The sequence below is a fragment of the Microbispora sp. H11081 genome, from assembly GCF_012999535.1.
Taxonomy (GTDB): Bacteria; Actinomycetota; Actinomycetes; order Streptosporangiales; family Streptosporangiaceae; genus Microbispora.
In genome coordinates this window covers 1-14,829 of the sequence record NZ_JABBWV010000027.1, presented here as the reverse complement: position 1 = coordinate 14,829, position 14,829 = coordinate 1, and the positions used below count along the sequence as shown (strand labels likewise).

General features: G+C 72.3%; 12 protein-coding genes. 8 read left to right on the top strand and 4 right to left on the bottom strand.

Features of this window, described 5'->3' with window-relative positions:
* Nucleotides 1-204: 204 nt before the first annotated feature.
* Nucleotides 205-3,390, bottom strand: coding sequence for a heavy metal translocating P-type ATPase (locus tag HHX31_RS33095; protein WP_169953688.1), 3,186 nt, complete (start codon nucleotides 3,388-3,390; stop codon nucleotides 205-207).
* A 163-nt stretch (nucleotides 3,391-3,553) separates the two neighbouring features.
* Between HHX31_RS33095 and HHX31_RS33090 the strand changes: the two genes are divergently transcribed.
* From HHX31_RS33090 to HHX31_RS33080, 3 genes are read left to right on the top strand one after another with little or no spacing between them, the layout of a single operon-like run.
* Nucleotides 3,554-3,754, top strand: a complete 201-nt coding sequence (locus HHX31_RS33090; protein WP_169953686.1) for a heavy-metal-associated domain-containing protein — start codon at nucleotides 3,554-3,556, stop codon at nucleotides 3,752-3,754.
* On the top strand, nucleotides 3,751-4,824 hold the full coding sequence (locus HHX31_RS33085) for an NAD(P)/FAD-dependent oxidoreductase (protein WP_169953684.1): 1,074 nt from the start codon (nucleotides 3,751-3,753) through the stop codon (nucleotides 4,822-4,824). The genes HHX31_RS33090 and HHX31_RS33085 overlap by 4 nt, the downstream gene beginning before the upstream one ends.
* A 42-nt stretch (nucleotides 4,825-4,866) precedes the next feature.
* Entirely contained in the window at nucleotides 4,867-7,788 is a 2,922-nt protein-coding gene (locus HHX31_RS33080) for a BTAD domain-containing putative transcriptional regulator (RefSeq protein ID WP_169953682.1), read from the top strand.
* A 14-nt stretch (nucleotides 7,789-7,802) separates the two neighbouring features.
* Here HHX31_RS33080 and HHX31_RS33075 read toward each other — a convergent pair whose 3' ends face one another.
* A complete protein-coding gene (locus HHX31_RS33075) occupies nucleotides 7,803-8,048 on the bottom strand; it encodes a heavy-metal-associated domain-containing protein (RefSeq protein ID WP_169953680.1) in 246 nt (81 codons plus the stop codon).
* A 128-nt stretch (nucleotides 8,049-8,176) separates the two neighbouring features.
* Between HHX31_RS33075 and HHX31_RS35455 the strand changes: the two genes are divergently transcribed.
* The 4 genes from HHX31_RS35455 (at nucleotide 8,177) to HHX31_RS33060 (ending at nucleotide 12,426) form a co-directional block, all read left to right on the top strand.
* Nucleotides 8,177-8,299, top strand: a complete 123-nt coding sequence (locus HHX31_RS35455) for a hypothetical protein (RefSeq protein WP_283244711.1) — start codon at nucleotides 8,177-8,179, stop codon at nucleotides 8,297-8,299.
* Complete coding sequence (locus tag HHX31_RS33070; RefSeq protein WP_169953678.1) at nucleotides 8,286-9,062, top strand: ABC transporter ATP-binding protein; 777 nt, start codon at nucleotides 8,286-8,288, stop codon at nucleotides 9,060-9,062. Before HHX31_RS35455 ends, HHX31_RS33070 begins: the two co-directional genes overlap by 14 nt.
* Before the next feature lie 5 nt (nucleotides 9,063-9,067).
* Complete coding sequence (locus tag HHX31_RS33065; protein ID WP_169953676.1) at nucleotides 9,068-11,608, top strand: FtsX-like permease family protein; 2,541 nt, start codon at nucleotides 9,068-9,070, stop codon at nucleotides 11,606-11,608.
* A 131-nt stretch (nucleotides 11,609-11,739) separates the two neighbouring features.
* On the top strand, nucleotides 11,740-12,426 hold the full coding sequence (locus HHX31_RS33060) for a hypothetical protein (protein WP_169953674.1): 687 nt from the start codon (nucleotides 11,740-11,742) through the stop codon (nucleotides 12,424-12,426).
* Nucleotides 12,427-12,504: 78 nt separating this feature from the next.
* Here HHX31_RS33060 and HHX31_RS33055 read toward each other — a convergent pair whose 3' ends face one another.
* Nucleotides 12,505-13,185: an SRPBCC family protein gene (locus tag HHX31_RS33055; RefSeq protein ID WP_169953672.1), complete on the bottom strand. Its 681-nt coding sequence runs from the start codon at nucleotides 13,183-13,185 to the stop codon at nucleotides 12,505-12,507.
* Between the two features lie 135 nt (nucleotides 13,186-13,320).
* On the opposite strand from HHX31_RS33055, the gene HHX31_RS33050 reads away from it, so the two are divergent.
* The gene (locus HHX31_RS33050; RefSeq protein ID WP_249347382.1) at nucleotides 13,321-13,722 is read left to right on the top strand and encodes a VOC family protein; all 402 of its coding nucleotides are present in this window, start codon (nucleotides 13,321-13,323) and stop codon (nucleotides 13,720-13,722) included.
* Between the two features lie 21 nt (nucleotides 13,723-13,743).
* Here the strand turns inward: HHX31_RS33050 and HHX31_RS33045 are convergent, their stop codons facing one another.
* Nucleotides 13,744-14,577 carry an SAM-dependent methyltransferase gene (locus tag HHX31_RS33045; RefSeq protein WP_169953670.1) on the bottom strand — a complete coding sequence of 278 codons (834 nt, stop codon included), beginning with the start codon at nucleotides 14,575-14,577 and terminating at the stop codon, nucleotides 13,744-13,746.
* Nucleotides 14,578-14,829 lie beyond the last annotated feature (252 nt).

Below are 14,829 nucleotides of genomic sequence, written 5' to 3'. Positions count from 1 at the left end.
GCCTGCGGCTTCTTACGCGCCACCGCGGCGTCCTCCAGGTCATTCGTCGCTTCCGATGCCTGGATCACAGTAGTCATCGAGTGCGTTCTCCTTGATCAGGAGTTACACCGAAGACCGTACAGTCCCGCGCGGGCCGGCGGCCGCGATGCGCGCGGGCGCAGCAGGGTCTCAGCGGGCCTCGACGGTGAAGGTCGTGGTGAGGACCTAGCCCTGTGCGTCGCGGAACTGTCCCCACAGGCGGTAGAGGCCGGGGCGGGGGAATCGGGCGTGCAGGCCGAGTTCGGGCCCGAAGGTCTGACCCGGCAGGGCGAAGATGGGGCGGCCCTGGTCGTCCTCGGCCTCCGCGTGCTCGTGGGCGAACCCCTCGCCGTCGAGCGGCATGATCACCACGTGCCCGGGGGCGGCCAGGTAGGGGCGCAGGCCGGAGACGGGCTTGCCGGTCGAGGCGTCCGCGAAGCGGAAGGTGAGGTCGCTCCTGCCGCCCGCTTCGGCCTCGCCGTCGAGGGTGACCCGGAGGCCGCCGACGACCTGCTCGCGGGGAGACGGAGCCGTCGTCTCGGCGGTGATGAAGGATTCCGGGCGGCCGATCAAGATCTCCTGGTGGTCGACCACGTCGGTCATCTCCCCGCGCCGCCGGAACTCGGCGTTCACGAGGTAGCGTCCGGCCGTTGGGAAGGTCAGCCGTACGGAGAACTCGCCCGGCCGGCCCGCGGGCTGGGGATGGGCATGGGTGAAGGTGCCCAGGTCCGAGCGGGTGGCGATGAAGTGCATCCACGCCTCGTGGCTGCGTACGACGTCGTCGATGGGACGGCGGGTCGCGGGGTCGGTCAGCCGGATGCGGATGGTGGCGGGGACGCCGGGGGTGACGTCCGGGGGGACCGTGATGTCCATCCGGACACCGGCGTCGTCGGCGGGCACGGGTTCGGTCTCGGCCGTCATCATCACGCTCATGGCGGGACGCATGGGCATGCCGGTGTCCTGAGCCCAGGCGAGCACGCCGTTCATCCCGCGCTGCGCCGCCTCCGTACGGCTGAGCGCGGTGAACCCGGCGCCCACGGCCAGCGCGAGGAGGGCGATTCCCGCGAGGTAACGCCAGTCGGCGAGCCGGGACACGGCGACACCGGGCCGGAAGCGGCGCAGGCGCAGTGCGTTGGTGACGACGCTGACCGAGCTCATCGCCATCGCGGCGGCGGCGAGGGAGGGGTCGAGGAGCACGCCGTTGAAGGGATACAGCACACCGGCGGCGACCGGGATCAGCAGCACGTTGTACGCGAACGCCCAGGCCAGTCCTTGCTTGATCGTGGTGACGGTGCGCCGGGACAGGTCGATGGCCGAGACGATGCCGCGCAGGTCGCCGCCCACGAGGGTGATGTCGGAGGCCGCGATGGCGACGTCGGTCCCGGTGCCGATGGCGATGCCGAGGTCGGCCGTCGCGAGCGCGGGTGCGTCGTTGATCCCGTCGCCGACCATGGCGACGACCGCGCCGCTCTCGCGGAGGGCGGTCACGCGGGCCGCCTTGTCCTCTGGCCGTACGTCGGCGATGACGTGGTCGATGCCGACCTGCCGGGCGACGACGTCGGCGGTGATCCGGTTGTCGCCGGTCAGCATCCACACGTCCAGGCCGAGCGCGCGCAGCCGCTCGACGGCCTCGCGCGACTCGGGGCGGATGGTGTCGGCCACGCCGATGAGCCCGGCGAGGCGGCCGTCGAATGCGACGTACACGGGGGTCGCGCCCTCGGCCGCCGCCGTGGCGGCCACGTGCTCCAGTTCGCCGACGCTCACGTCGTGGCGGCGCATGAGCGCGGCGTTGCCGATGAGCATGGCCCGGCCGGCCACCTGGGCCTCGACGCCGTGGCCGGGGACGGCGTCGAAGTCCTCGACGTCGGGCAGGCGGAGGTGGCGGTCCCTGGCGTGTGCCACGATCGCCTCGCCGAGGGGGTGCTCCGAGCCGGTCTCGGCCGCGGCGGCGTACGCGAGAAGCTCGTCGGCGTCCCCGCCCGCGACGGCGACGAGGTGGGTCACCTCGGGACGGCCCCGGGTGATCGTGCCGGTCTTGTCCAGGACGACCGTCGTGAGGCGGCGGGCCTGTTCGAGCGCGTCGCCTCCGGAGATCAGGATGCCCAGTTCGGCCGCCTTCCCGGTGCCCACCATGATCGCGGTGGGGGTGGCCAGGCCGAGCGCGCACGGGCAGGCGATGATCAGTACGGCGATGGCGGTGCCGATGCCGAACGTGAGCCGTCCCTGGTCGGGGCCGAGGACCGCCCAGACGGCGAAGGTGAGCGCGGCGATGCCGATGACGGCGGGCACGAACCACCCTGAGACCGTGTCGACCAGACGCTGCAGGGGCGCCTTCGACCCCTGCGCCCGCTCGACCAGCCGCACGATCTGCGCCAGCGTCGTGTCCTGCCCGACGGCGGTGGCCCGCATCACCACCGAGCCGGTCCGGTTGATCGTCGAGCCGATCAGCGGGTCGCCTTCGCCCCTGCGCACCGGCATGCTCTCGCCGGTGATCATGCTCTCGTCCACGGTGGAGACGCCGGAGGTCACGACGCCGTCCACGGGGATCTTCTCGCCGGGTCGGATCCGGACGAGGTCGCCGACGGCGACGTCCTCGACGGGGATCTCGACCTCGATCTCCCCGCCGGCGTCCCCGCGCAGGACGCGGGCCGTCTTCGGCCGCAGCCCGAGCAGCTCCCTGATGGCCGACGTCGTCCGCTTCTTGGCCTTCGCCTCCATCCAGCGGCCCATCAGGACGAGCGCGATGACGACGACCGAGATCTCGAAGTAGACGTGCGGCGGCAGCCCCAGCCGCTCCGCCGCGGCCGGCCACAGCGTGACGAACGCGCTGTAGCCGTACGCCACCGTCGTGCCCAGGGCGACGAGCGTGTGCATGTTGACCGCGCCGTGCCGGCCGGCGGCCCAGGCGGCACGGTAGAAGGGACGGCCCGCCCAGAACTGCGCGACCGTGGCGACGACCAGCAGCAGCGGCATCAGCCAGTCCATCGCGTCGATGGGCAGCGGCAGATACATCAGCACCATCATCGACAGCCCGGCCGCGAGGGTGACCTGCCATGCGCGCTTCAGCCGGGTGACCTCCCCGTCCTGTTCCGGTTCCTGTTCCGCTCGCGGCTGCGGCTCCGGTTGCGGAACCTCGGCGGTGTACCCGGCCCGTACGACCGACTCGGCGAGCATGCCGACGGTGACGCGGGCGGGATCGTAGGTGACGGTGGCCACCTCCGTGGCGAGGTTCACCTCGGCGGCCTCCACCCCGTCGACACGGCTCAGGGCCCTTTCCACCCGGCGTACGCAGGACGCGCAGGTCATGCCGCCGATGTCCAGCGCGCTCACGGTCGTCGTCGCGGTCGTCGTTACCCCAGTCGTCACCGTCATCGCTTCACCTCCTGGTCGAAGACTCTCGGGACGACGGTCGCGCGCGGCGCTTTCCCGCCGCTGTCCGTCCCCTCTCGCGCCGGCGACAGGGGACGGACAGCGCGCTTCGGCATGGTCCTGCCATCCGGGCCGCACGGAGCGGCCCGCGACGGAGGGAGTCACCATGAACGAGCTCAGGTTGTCCGTGCCGGCCATCAGCTGCGGCCACTGCGTTAAGGCGATCGCGGAGTCCGTCGGCGAGGTGCCCGGCGTGGCCTCCGTGGCCGTCGACTTCACCGCGAAGACCGTCGTGGTCACGGGCTCCGCCGACCGGGGCGCCGTCTGCGCGGCCATCGCCGAGGCCGGCTACGAGGTGGCGGCGTGACCGGTCACCTCGACTACGACACGCTGGTCGTCGGCGGCGGGCAGGCCGGGCTGGCGTTGGGATACCACCTGAGCCGCGCGGGCGTGCGCTTCGCCGTCCTCGACGCGCACGGGCGGGTCGGAGACGCCTGGCGTCACCGGTGGGACTCGCTCACGCTGTTCACACCCCGCCGGTACGACGGCCTGCCGGGCCTGCCGTTCCCCGGGGACCCGGACGGTCACCCGGGCAAGGACGAGGTGGCCGACTACCTGGAGGCGTACGCGGAGAGGTTCGCCCTCCCGGTGCGCCTGGGCTGTCATGTCACGGCCGTACGGCCCGAGGGGGAGCGGTTCCTGGTCGAGACATCCACGGGGGCGTACACGGCGACCCGGGTCGTGGTCGCGGCGGGGGCGTTTCACACGCCGCGCACGCCGGGCTTCGCGTCGAGCCTGGACCCGGGCGTCACGCAGGTGCACAGCACCGGGTATCGACGCCCTGACCAGCTTCCGATGGGCGAGATCCTGGTCGTCGGAGCGGGCAACACGGGTGTGCAGATCGCCGAGGAGCTCGCCGGCAGCGGGCGGCGCGTTCTGCTGTCGGTCTCGTCGATGGGCCGGGCGCTGCCGCAGCGGGTGCTGGGCCGTGACCTGTTCTGGTGGTTCTCCCGCCTGGGCTTCATGGACATCCGCGGCGACAGCGGGATCGGGCGCCGCGTGCGAAGCCGGGAGCTGATCATCGGGACCGACGTGAAGCGGCTGCTGCGACGGGTGGAGCGCGTGGACCGCGCCGTGTCCGCGGAAGGGCGGGACGTCGTCCTCGCCGACGGCCGCCGGGTGCGTCCCGACGGCGTCGTCTGGGCGACCGGTTTCCGCGCGCACTATCCCTGGCTGCACGTGCCGGTGCTGGACGAGCGGGGGGCGCCGGTGCACCGCGAGGGGGTCACGCCATGGCCGGGGCTGTACTTCCTCGGGCTGCCCTGGCAGCGGACGCGCGGCTCGTCGGTGCTGGGGTGGGTGGGGCGCGACGCGCACGCTCTGGCCGAGCGGCTGACCGCCGCCACTAGCCCCGCCGAATCGCTCATCGCCCCTTAATATTGGGCAATCCCGGCGGTGCCGGGGATGACGAGGAGTGACATGCAGAACACCGCCGTGACGTTCGCGGTTCTCGGGCCCACCGAGGTGCGGGGATCCGACGGATCCGCGGTGGAGCTGCCGCCGTCCGTGCGGGCGCTGCTGGCCCGGCTGGCCCTGTCGTGTGGTCGCGTGGTCCCGGTGGACGCGCTGACGGACGCGTTGTGGGGCGACGAGGGCGACGACCTGCCCGCCGACGCGGCGAACGCCCTGCAGATCCGGGTGTCCAAGCTGCGCCGCGCACTCGCCGCCGCCGGGCTCGGGCCGGGTGTGCTGGTCACGCAGGCCCCTGGATATCGGCTCGCCGCGCCCGCCGAGTCCGTCGACGCGTACGCGTTCGAACGGCTGCTGGTCCGCGTCCGCGAGGAGACGGCCGCGGGGCACGCCACCACCGCTGTCGGCCTCCTGGACGAGGCGCTGCGGCTGTGGCGGGGGCCCGCGCTGGCCGACGTCGGCCAGACGACGTGGGCGACGACGGAGAGCGCCCGGCTGGAGGAGCTGCGGCTGGGCGCGGTCGAGGACCGGATGGAGCTCCTGCTGGAGTCCGGCGGGCACAACGAGGCGGTCGCCGACATCGAACGCCTGGTGGCGCGGCATCCGCTGCGGGAGCGGCTGCACCGCCTGCTGATGCTCGCGCTGTACCGCGGCGGGCGGCAGGCGGAGGCGCTGGCCGCCTACCAGGCGCTGCGCCGCGGCCTCGCCGACGAGCTCGGCATCGACCCGTCGCCGGAGCTGCAGGCCCTCGCCGAGGCGATCCTCCGTCAGCAGGTCCCGTCCGCCGCCCAGCCGCCCCCCGCACCCGGCAGGGAACGGGCGCCGCGGAGCGCCGACCGGCTGCCGCGGCGGCTGACGTCGCTGATCGGCCGCCAGGACGACGTGTCGACGGTGCTCGAGCGGCTCGCGGAGGCGCGGGTGGTGACGCTGACAGGACCGGGCGGGATGGGCAAGACGACGCTCGCCTTCGAGATCGCCCGCCGGATGAGCGAGACACCATACGAGACACCGGACGAGCGGGTGCTGCTGGTCCGCCTGGCCGCCCTTGAGGCGGGTACGGACGTCGCGAGCGCCTTCGCCGCCGAGCTGGGCGTGGTGACGCAGGGCGCCGGAGCGGCCGACGCGGTCGAGGAGCACCTGCGGGACGGCCGCACGCTGCTCGTAGTCGACAACTGCGAGCACGTGGTGGACGACGTGGCCGTCCTCGTGGAGCGGCTGGCCGAGGCCTGCCCGGGTCTGCGCGTGCTGGCCACCAGCAGGGAGGCGCTCGCGATACCCGGCGAGGTGCAGGTCGCGGTCGGCCCGCTGGACGACGACTCGGCCGTCCGGCTGTTCTCGGAACGGGCCCGTGCCGTACGGCCCTCGTTCGCGCTCGACGACGAGACCGCCTCCGTGGTGACGTCCATCTGCCACCGGCTCGACGGCATGCCGCTCGCCATCGAACTGGCCGCGGCCCGGGTGAAGGCGCTGCCTCCGGCCGAGATCGAGGCCCGGCTGGCGGACAGGTTCTCGCTGCTGACGGCGGGACCCCGCACCGGTGAGGCCCGCCACCGTACGCTGCGCGCCACCCTCGACTGGAGTCACGACCTGCTGCCGGAGGCCGAGCGGCGGCTGCTGCGCCGGCTCGCGGTGTTCCGCGGCGGCTGGACCCCGGCCGCTGCCGAGGAGGTGTGCGCCTTCGGCGGCGTCGGCCGGGGGGAGGTGCTCGACCTGCTGTTCCGGCTGGTCGACCGGTCTCTCGTGGTGCCGGAACCGGCCACGGGGCGGTTCCGGCTGCTCGTCACCGTCCGTGACTACGCGTGGGCCCGGCTGGAGGAGTCGGGAGAGGTCGCGGAGTGCCGCGACCGCCACTTGGCCCACTTCGTCCGCTTCGCCGAGGAGCACGGGCTGGGCGTCGGCGACTCCGCGGTCTTCGCCCGGCTGCACGACGACCACGACAACTTCCGCGCCGCGCTGGATCACGCGCTGGACCACACGACGACTGGCGGCGATGTCGAGAACGGCTACCGGCTGGCCTGCGCGCTCGTGTGGTTCTGGAACTACGGGTTGCGCTACGAGGGCACGCGGGCGCTGACCATGCTGCTGGAGACCGGCGGCGGCTCCACCGTCGCGCGGGCCCGCGCGCTGCAGGGCATCGGGTTCCTGCACGTCTACTACCCCACCCCGCACTCGGTCGCCGCCGCTGAGGAGAGCCTCGCGGTCTTCGAGGAGATCGGCGACTTACGCAACGCCGCGATCTCCCGGCTCGTCGTGGCCTGGGCCGGCCAGTACGGCGGAGACGCCGGGCGCTGCCGGGAGATGATCGAGCGGAGCCGCCGCGAACTCGGCGACTCCGACGGCGGCTGGTGGCTGGGCATGAGCCAGTATCTGGAGGCGCTGATCGCCCTGGGCATGGGCGACTTCGCGACCGCGGTCGTCCAGTGGCGGCGCTGCCTGGAGGTGACCCGGCTCACGGGTGACCGGATCATCGGCAGCGCGATTCTCACGCACCTCGCCATCGCCCTGCGGGAGTCCGGGCGGCGGGAGGAGGCCCTCGCCGTGCTGCGGGACTCCGAGGACGAGGTGCGTGCCCAGGGTTCACCGCACGGGCTGGCCTTCGCCCTCGTGCACACGGCGCACCTCCGGCTGGACATGGACGAGCACGACGACGTGACGGCGCTGCTCGCCGAGGCCGGGGACGTCGCGCGCCGGGCCCGCAACCCCCGCTGCCAGGCATGGGCCGCGTGGGGCCGCGCCCGCATGGCGCGCGTACGTGGGAAGGCGGACCTCGCCGTTCAGGAGTGCCGGGACGCGGTGGCCCTGTTGAAGGAGGGCGAGTTCCCCTGGGCCAGGGCCCGCCTGTGGGCGTTCCTGGCCGGCTGCGCGGACGACGCGGGACTGCCGGACGAGGCCGCCCGCGCCCGCGAGACGGCCGCCGCGCTCACCGGCTGAGTTCAGGGCCGGGCTCAGCCGCGCCGGTGCTCGCACCGGTCGCCCCCGAACCCCGCCGACGCCAGCGCCGCCCTCAGGTCCTCGGCGTCCACGTCGCCGCGTACGCGCAGCAGGCCCCGGGCGGCGTCGACCTCGAACGAGGTGACGCCGGTTACGTCTCGTACGTGCCTGCTCAGGAGACGGACACACCGGCGGCACAGCAGTGCCGGCACCCCCACGGTCGTCTCCCGCGCCGCCCCCTGACGGCTGTGGTCTGCCATGCCGTCCAGCGTGCCGCCCCGCGCTGGCGGTCCGCTGTCCGTCCGCTGTCCGGCCCGCGGGGGCCGCCTTCACGAGCGGGCCAGCCGGCGGCCAGCCTTCGGACAGGCCGGACCGCGACGCTCCTGCCATGAACCTCGTCCTCCTCGTTCTCCCCGAGCTGATGCACCTGAGGCATCACGAGCTGCTGCGGCAGGCCGAGCAGCACCGGCAGATTCACGACATTCCGGGAGCCCGCCATGACAATGACTGAGACGACCACCGCCGAGACCTTCCCGCGTACGGACATCGCGGCGCTGGCCCGCGACGTCGTGAAGATCTACGGCCGCGGCGACACCGCCGTCCGAGCCCTGGACGGCGCGACCCTGTCGATCCCCGCCGGGCGGTTCACGGCCGTCATGGGCCCGTCCGGGTCCGGGAAGTCCACGCTGATGCACGCCCTGGCCGGCCTTGACACCGTGGACGGAGGACAGGTGCTCGTCGGGGACACCGACCTCGGCCGGCTCAACGAGCGGCAGCGCACGCTGCTGCGCCGCGAGCACGTGGGCTTCGTCTTCCAGAGCTTCAACCTGGTCCCGACGCTGACCGCCGCGGAGAACATCGTGCTGCCGCTGACCCTCGCGGGACGGCGCGCCGACCAGGCGTGGATCGACGAGATCGTCGCGATGCTCGGTCTCGCGGACCGGCTGCGGCACCGGCCCGCCGAACTGTCCGGCGGGCAGCAGCAGCGGGTCGCCGTCGCCAGGGCGCTGGCCGCCCGCCCGCGGATCATCTTCGCCGACGAGCCGACCGGCAACCTCGACTCGCGGTCGGGGGAGGCGGTGCTCGGCTTCCTGCGCCACGCCGCGCACGAGCTCGGCCAGACCATCGTCATGGTCACCCACGACGCGAACGCCGCGGCGTACGCCGACCAGGTGGCGTTCCTCGCCGACGGCCGGGTGGCGGGGGAGCTGCGCGATCCCGAGGTCGCGGACATCCTGGCCCGCATGGCCCGTCTCGGCGAGAGGGAGAAGTGATCCCGATGTGGCGTCTGATCGTCCGCAACACCGCCGCCCGCAGGGGCAGGCTGGCGCTGACCCTGTTCGCCGTCCTGATGGGCGTCACCTTCGTCACCGGCAGCCTGGTGCTGACCGACACCTCCCAGCGGCTGCTCGATGCCCAGTTCCGTACGGCCACCGCGGGGGTCGACCTGACCGTACGCGACGCCGCGGCGTTCGACTCGGCGATGGGCGTGGAGGTCGAGCGCGACCCGCTGCCCGCCGAGGTCGTGGACCGCGTCCGCGCGGTGCCGGGGGTGGCCGCGGCCACCCCCGTCGTCCGGGGGCAGGGACTGATCGCCTTCGGCGGGAAGACCATCATCCCGTCGGGCCCGTCGTTGCTGCTGTCGTGGGAGCCCGACCCGGTCGGCGCGTTCACGCTGCGCGCCGGGCGCGCTCCGGACGCCGAGGGCGAGGTCGTGGTCGACGCGGCCACCGCGAGGCGGCACGGCATCGGCCTCGGTTCCGAGGTGACCGTACGGGCCGAGCGCACGGAACGGCTGCGCGTGGTGGGGCTGGCCGGGTTCGGGTCGGGCGATGGACTGCCCGAGACGACGGTCGCCCTGGTCTCCCTGCCCGCGGCGCAACGGCTGCTCGCGCTCGGCGGGGACTCCTCGGAGGTCGCCGTCGTCGCGGCGGACGGAGCGGACGTACAGCGGCTGCGGTCCGCGGTGTCGGCCGCGATCGGCGCCGGATACGACGTGTCCTCCAGCCGGGACGTCGCGGCGTCCAGCGCGGCGGCGGCCAAGACGCAGATCTCCTACCTGCGGGTGATGCTGTTCGCCCTGGCCGCGGCGGCCCTGCTCGTCGGCGCGTTCCTCATCGCCAACACGTTCTCGATCGTCGTCACCCAGCGCACGCGTGAGCTGGCCGTCCTGCGTGCGGCCGGGGCCACCGGCGCACAGGTCATGCGCTCGGTGCTCGGTGAGGCACTGCTGGTGGGCCTGGCCGCGTCCGCGGCGGGCGCGGGCGCCGGCGTCGCCTGCGCGGCGGGACTGCGCGACCTCGCCGGGCTCTTCGGGATGACGCTGCCCGACGGCGGGCTCGTCGTCACGCCCCGGACCCTGGTCGTCGCGTTCGCTGTCGGTGTCGGCGTCACGGTCCTGTCGGCCCTCGGTCCGGCCCGCCGCGCCGCCTCGGTGGCGCCGGTCGAGGCGATGCGGCGTTCGTCGGCCGAGGACGTGTCCGGGCGGGCCCGCTGGGGCCGTACCGTCGCCGGTGCGGTGCTCACCGCGCTCGGCGCGGCCGGGCTGTCGATGGTCCTCGCAGGACCGGGATCGGTCGGCATGCTCGGCGCGGCCGCGGTCTGCGCCGTGGTGGGGCTGGCCCTGCTCGGGCCCGCGGTCACCCCGGCTCTGACGCGGCTGCTCGGACGGCCGCTCGGCGTGGCCGGCGTCCCGGGACGGCTGGCGCGGGAGTCCGCCGCGCGGGCGCCCCGCCGTACCTCCGCGACGGCCCTGGCCCTGGCCTTCGGCCTCGCGCTGGTCAGTTTCACGACCGTGATGGGAGCCTCGATCAGGGACTCCACGGCGCGGTCGTACACCGAGGTGATCACCGCCGACTACGTGGTGGAAAGCGCACGCAACGAGATGCTGGGCGGCCTGCCCGCGCACGCCTATCACCACGTCAGCGAGTTGCCGCAGGTCGCGGTGGCCTCCCGGCTGCGTTACGGCCACTGGAAGGACGGCCGGTCGACCGAGGCGCTGACCGCGGTCGACCCGGTCACGCTGCCCCGCGTCACCTCGCTCCACATGATCGAGGGCCGCTTGGACGCCATCGCGGACGGCGGGATCGTCCTGGCCGCCGACGTCGCCAGGCAGCGGAACCTCAAGATCGGCGACACCCTGGCGATGACGTTCTCCCGCACGGGCGTCCAGCGTCTTCCGGTGGTCGGCCTGCTGCGCGACCGCGACGCCCAGGCGTTGTCGACCAGCTACATCATCGCGTTGGACACCTTCGAGAAGAACTTCCGCGAGCACGTCGACGCGAGCGTCTTCGTCAAGGTGGCCGACGGAGTGAGCGGCGCGGACGCCAGGAAGGCCATCGAAGGGGTCCTCACCGACTCCCCGACCGCGCAGGTGCGCGACCAGGCCGCGGCCGTCGCCGCGCGGACCGGGATGGTCGACGAGGTCATCGGACTGGTGACGGCGCTGCTGATGCTCACCGTCCTGATCGCGCTGATGGGCATCACCAACACGCTCGCCCTGTCGATAGTGGAGCGGACCCGGGAGATCGGGCTGCTGCGGGCGGTCGGCATGACCGGCGCCCAGACGCGCTGGATGATCCGCGGGGAGGCGGTCCTCGTCGCGGCGCTGGCGATCGTCACCGGGGTCGGCCTGGGCGTCGCCTTCGCCGCGGGCACGGTCACCGCGCTCGGCCGCACCACCGAGGCCACGCTCACGCTGCCGGTCGGCCCGCTCCTGCTGGTCGTCGGGGTGGCCGCCGCCGCCGGCCTGCTGGCCGGGCTGCTGCCCGCCCGCCGAGCGGCCAGGCTCGACGTGCTCACCGCCATCGCCACGTCCTGACCCTGCGGCGAGAGAAGAGAGGAGAAGAGAGGGGTATGAGCCGGATGCGCCACTTGTGCCCCGCGGTGGACGCACCGGAGACGAATGGCAGGGCGAATAGCAGGGCGCACGAGAAGGCAGGTGTGGATCGAATGGGCGACAGCAGGGCAGGCACTTCCCGCGCAGTGGCGTCCGCCCGTGGGCTGGCCGTCGCCGCGATCCTCCTCGCCGTGTCGGGCGTGGCGACGGCGCCGGCCCCCGCGCTCGGCCGCGGCCCGTACGTCCAGAGCAGCCTGGCCGGCCAGAGCAGCCAGAGCAGCCTGGTCGGCCAGGGCAGCCTGGGCAAGAACGGCGAGACGAGCAAGAAAGACAAAAAAGACAAGAAGGCTAAGAGCAGCAAAAAAGACAAGAACGGCAAAAAGGGCAAGAAGGGTAAGAACGGGAAGGGCGGCAAGGGGGCCAAGGGCAAGGGCAACGGCGCCCACCTGGGTGCCCGTCTCGCCGGCTTCGGTCCCGGTGGTGTCGGTGGTGGTCTCGGAGGTGGCGGCTTCGGTGGCGGCTTCGGAGACGACGGCGGTGGCGGAATCCAGCGCACGACCGGCCTCAACACCGCCAACGCTCCGACGATCAGCAGCCCGCCCTACCAGTCGTCCATGGGCACCCGCAACGTGAACGCCCCCGCGGGCAACAGCGCCGTCGATTTCGCCGGTGTCCAGCAGGTGTCGAGCGTCAGCGTCTTCACCAACTCGCTCAGCGGCAACTGCAGGAACGGGATCAGGGAGTGCCCGATCAACCAGTCCCTGCGCAGTGTCGAGAGCAGAGGCGACATCGGGCACTGAGAGGCGCTGAGAGGCACTCGACCTCGGACGGGCGTCCGCCACATGGTGGACGCCCGTCTTCTCTGTGGTACGCAGCGGTCAGAGGTCGCCGCTCTCGATGGCCTGCTTGAGGGCCGCCTGCAACTGCTGGTGCGAGGCGGTGCCGTTCGCGGCGACGAAGTCGATCAGAGGGGCGTCGGCCTCGAAGGTGAGGTTCTCGGTGACTCTGGTCTTCCCGCCGGGGAGCGGCTCGAAAGTGATCTTCTGGTGCGTCACCACGTTGGGCTCCGACCAGCTGTCGGTCTCGTAGTAGAACCCGTCCGCGTGGAGACGCTGCTGCGCGTGCGTCTTGCTGACCACCAGCATTCCCTCGTACGGGATCTCCTCGATCGCCGTGAGGTTGCGGTAGAGCGCCGGGCCCTGGCGCCACTGCTTGTGGGTGACGACCCGCTTCAGGAACGGGTTCTTGCCAAGGTGGTTGTCGAAGTCCGAGTACTTGTGGAAGGTGAGCGGCATCGGCGCGTCGATGTCGATGGAGATGCTGTTCGTGATCCGGCTCCGTCCCGAGTCTGGCGCGGGCGGTGTCGGGTCGGAGAAGTGGTAGGTGTCCCAGGCGGTCTGCCACTCCTGGGCGATCTCGGCGTCGCTCTCGGTCGTGTCGGCGGTCGTGCCGGCGGTCGTGCCAGTGGTCGCGTCGGCGTGCGCGGGAGCGGACAGGGCGGCGAGGAGGAGTACGGCGGCGAACATCGGGGCCGCGGTGACTCGCAGGATCTTTCTCACATATACCTCAAGAGGATGAGAAATGGTACAAGTGATCTTCTATCGCGATCATGGGGTGTTACAGAAGGGTCTACGCCAAATGGGTCACGCGTGGAGCGCCGCGAATTGTCGGCTGGTCCTGGCATGGTGGACCGCATGAGCAAAGCGAACATGCGGGTGAAGGGCTTCGACCATCTGGTGCTGACGGTGGAGGACGTCGAGCGCTCGCTGGCGTTCTACTGCGACGTCCTCGGTCTGGAGCCGGTGCGTGTCGACGAGTGGCGGGCTGGCAAGGCGCCGTTCCCCTCGGTGCGGGTGGCGCCGGACGTGATCATCGATCTGCTGCGCGGCTCCCGCGGAGAGCCGAACGTCGACCACTTCTGCCTCGTCGTCGACCCGCTGGACTGGCAGGAGGTCATCGACTCGGGCGCCCTCACCGTCATCGACGGACCTGGCTCCCGGTTCGGGGCGCGCGGCGTCGCCACCTCGGTCTACGTCAAGGACCCCGACGGCAACGTCATCGAGTTGCGCTGGTATCCCCAGGACCAGGAGGACTAGCGATTCGCCGGGGCTCCGCGGTCAGGGCTTGACCGCGATGCCGCCGTACGCCCAGGCGTGGCCGCCGCCGGGGATGTGCTCCTGGCGCTCGGTCTCGTCCGGCCGCCAGCGCACCACCTCGACGACGCCGGGGTCGACCAACTGCCACGACTCGAAGAACTTCGACACCGCGGCGTGGCTGCGCGGCACCATGGGCGCGGTGCTCTTGTCGTACGGCTTGGTCAGCTCCTCCTGCACCTGGGGAGCGAAGTCCTGGGTGATGTGCGACAGCAGCAGGCCGCTGCCCGTGGGCACGGCGGCCTTGTACCGCTCGACCAGGCCGTACGGATCCTCCTCGTCGGTGACGAAGTGCATGACGCCGGCCAGGATGACGGCCACCGGGCGGGTGAAGTCGATCACGGCCAGCACCTGGGGGTGGGTGAGGATCGTCTCCGGCTCCCGGAGGTCGGCCTCGATCACGGAGGTCACCCCGGTGCCGGTCAGCAGGGCGCGGGCGTGCACCAGGACGATGGGGTCGTTGTCCACGTACGCCACCCGGGCCTCGGGGTTGGCCCGCTGCGCGATCTCGTGGGTGTTGCCCTGGGTGGGGATGCCGGTGCCGATGTCGAGGAACTGCGTCATCCCCGCTTCGGCGGCGAGATGACGCACCGCCCGGCGGAGGAAGGCGCGGTGGGCGCGGACGCCCTCGCGCACGCCAGGCGAGACCTTGACGAGTTGCTCCGCCGCCTCGCGGTCGGCCGCGTAGTTGTCCTTGCCGCCGAGCAGGTAGTCGTAGATCCGCGCGGGGTGCGGGACCTTGGTGTTGATCCGCTTCAGGACCTGCTCGGAGTGCTCGGGACCCGTCGCATCGGCCATCGGTACTCCACTTTCTCAATGCGCTGCAAACGCGATCGGACCCGGCACTCCCGGTGAATCCGGAAGTGCCGGGTTCTTTGATCAGACTACGGGCACGGGGCCCTCTTTATGGGGTGGTCAGGTCAAATCGGTTGACGGTGACGGCGCCGCCGAGGGATTGGGTGGCGTAGTTGAAGATGGCGAAGCGGTAGCCCATGAAGAACTGCCAGGCGTTGCCCATGGTGAAGGCGGGGCCGAAGGTGGTGAAGTTCA

Excerpts from the sequence above, each read along its gene's own strand:
- HHX31_RS33095 (WP_169953688.1), bottom strand. The coding sequence starts at position 3,390 with ATGACGGTGACGACTGGGGTAACGACGACCGCGACGACGACCGTGAGC.
- HHX31_RS33090 (WP_169953686.1), top strand. The coding sequence starts at position 3,554 with ATGAACGAGCTCAGGTTGTCCGTGCCGGCCATCAGCTGCGGCCACTGC.
- HHX31_RS33080 (WP_169953682.1), top strand. The coding sequence starts at position 4,867 with ATGCAGAACACCGCCGTGACGTTCGCGGTTCTCGGGCCCACCGAGGTG.
- HHX31_RS33075 (WP_169953680.1), bottom strand. The coding sequence starts at position 8,048 with ATGGCAGACCACAGCCGTCAGGGGGCGGCGCGGGAGACGACCGTGGGG.
- HHX31_RS35455 (WP_283244711.1), top strand. The coding sequence starts at position 8,177 with ATGAACCTCGTCCTCCTCGTTCTCCCCGAGCTGATGCACCTGAGGCAT.
- HHX31_RS33070 (WP_169953678.1), top strand. The coding sequence starts at position 8,286 with ATGACAATGACTGAGACGACCACCGCCGAGACCTTCCCGCGTACGGAC.
- HHX31_RS33065 (WP_169953676.1), top strand. The coding sequence starts at position 9,068 with ATGTGGCGTCTGATCGTCCGCAACACCGCCGCCCGCAGGGGCAGGCTG.
- HHX31_RS33060 (WP_169953674.1), top strand. The coding sequence starts at position 11,740 with ATGGGCGACAGCAGGGCAGGCACTTCCCGCGCAGTGGCGTCCGCCCGT.
- HHX31_RS33050 (WP_249347382.1), top strand. The coding sequence starts at position 13,321 with ATGAGCAAAGCGAACATGCGGGTGAAGGGCTTCGACCATCTGGTGCTG.
- HHX31_RS33045 (WP_169953670.1), bottom strand. The coding sequence starts at position 14,577 with ATGGCCGATGCGACGGGTCCCGAGCACTCCGAGCAGGTCCTGAAGCGG.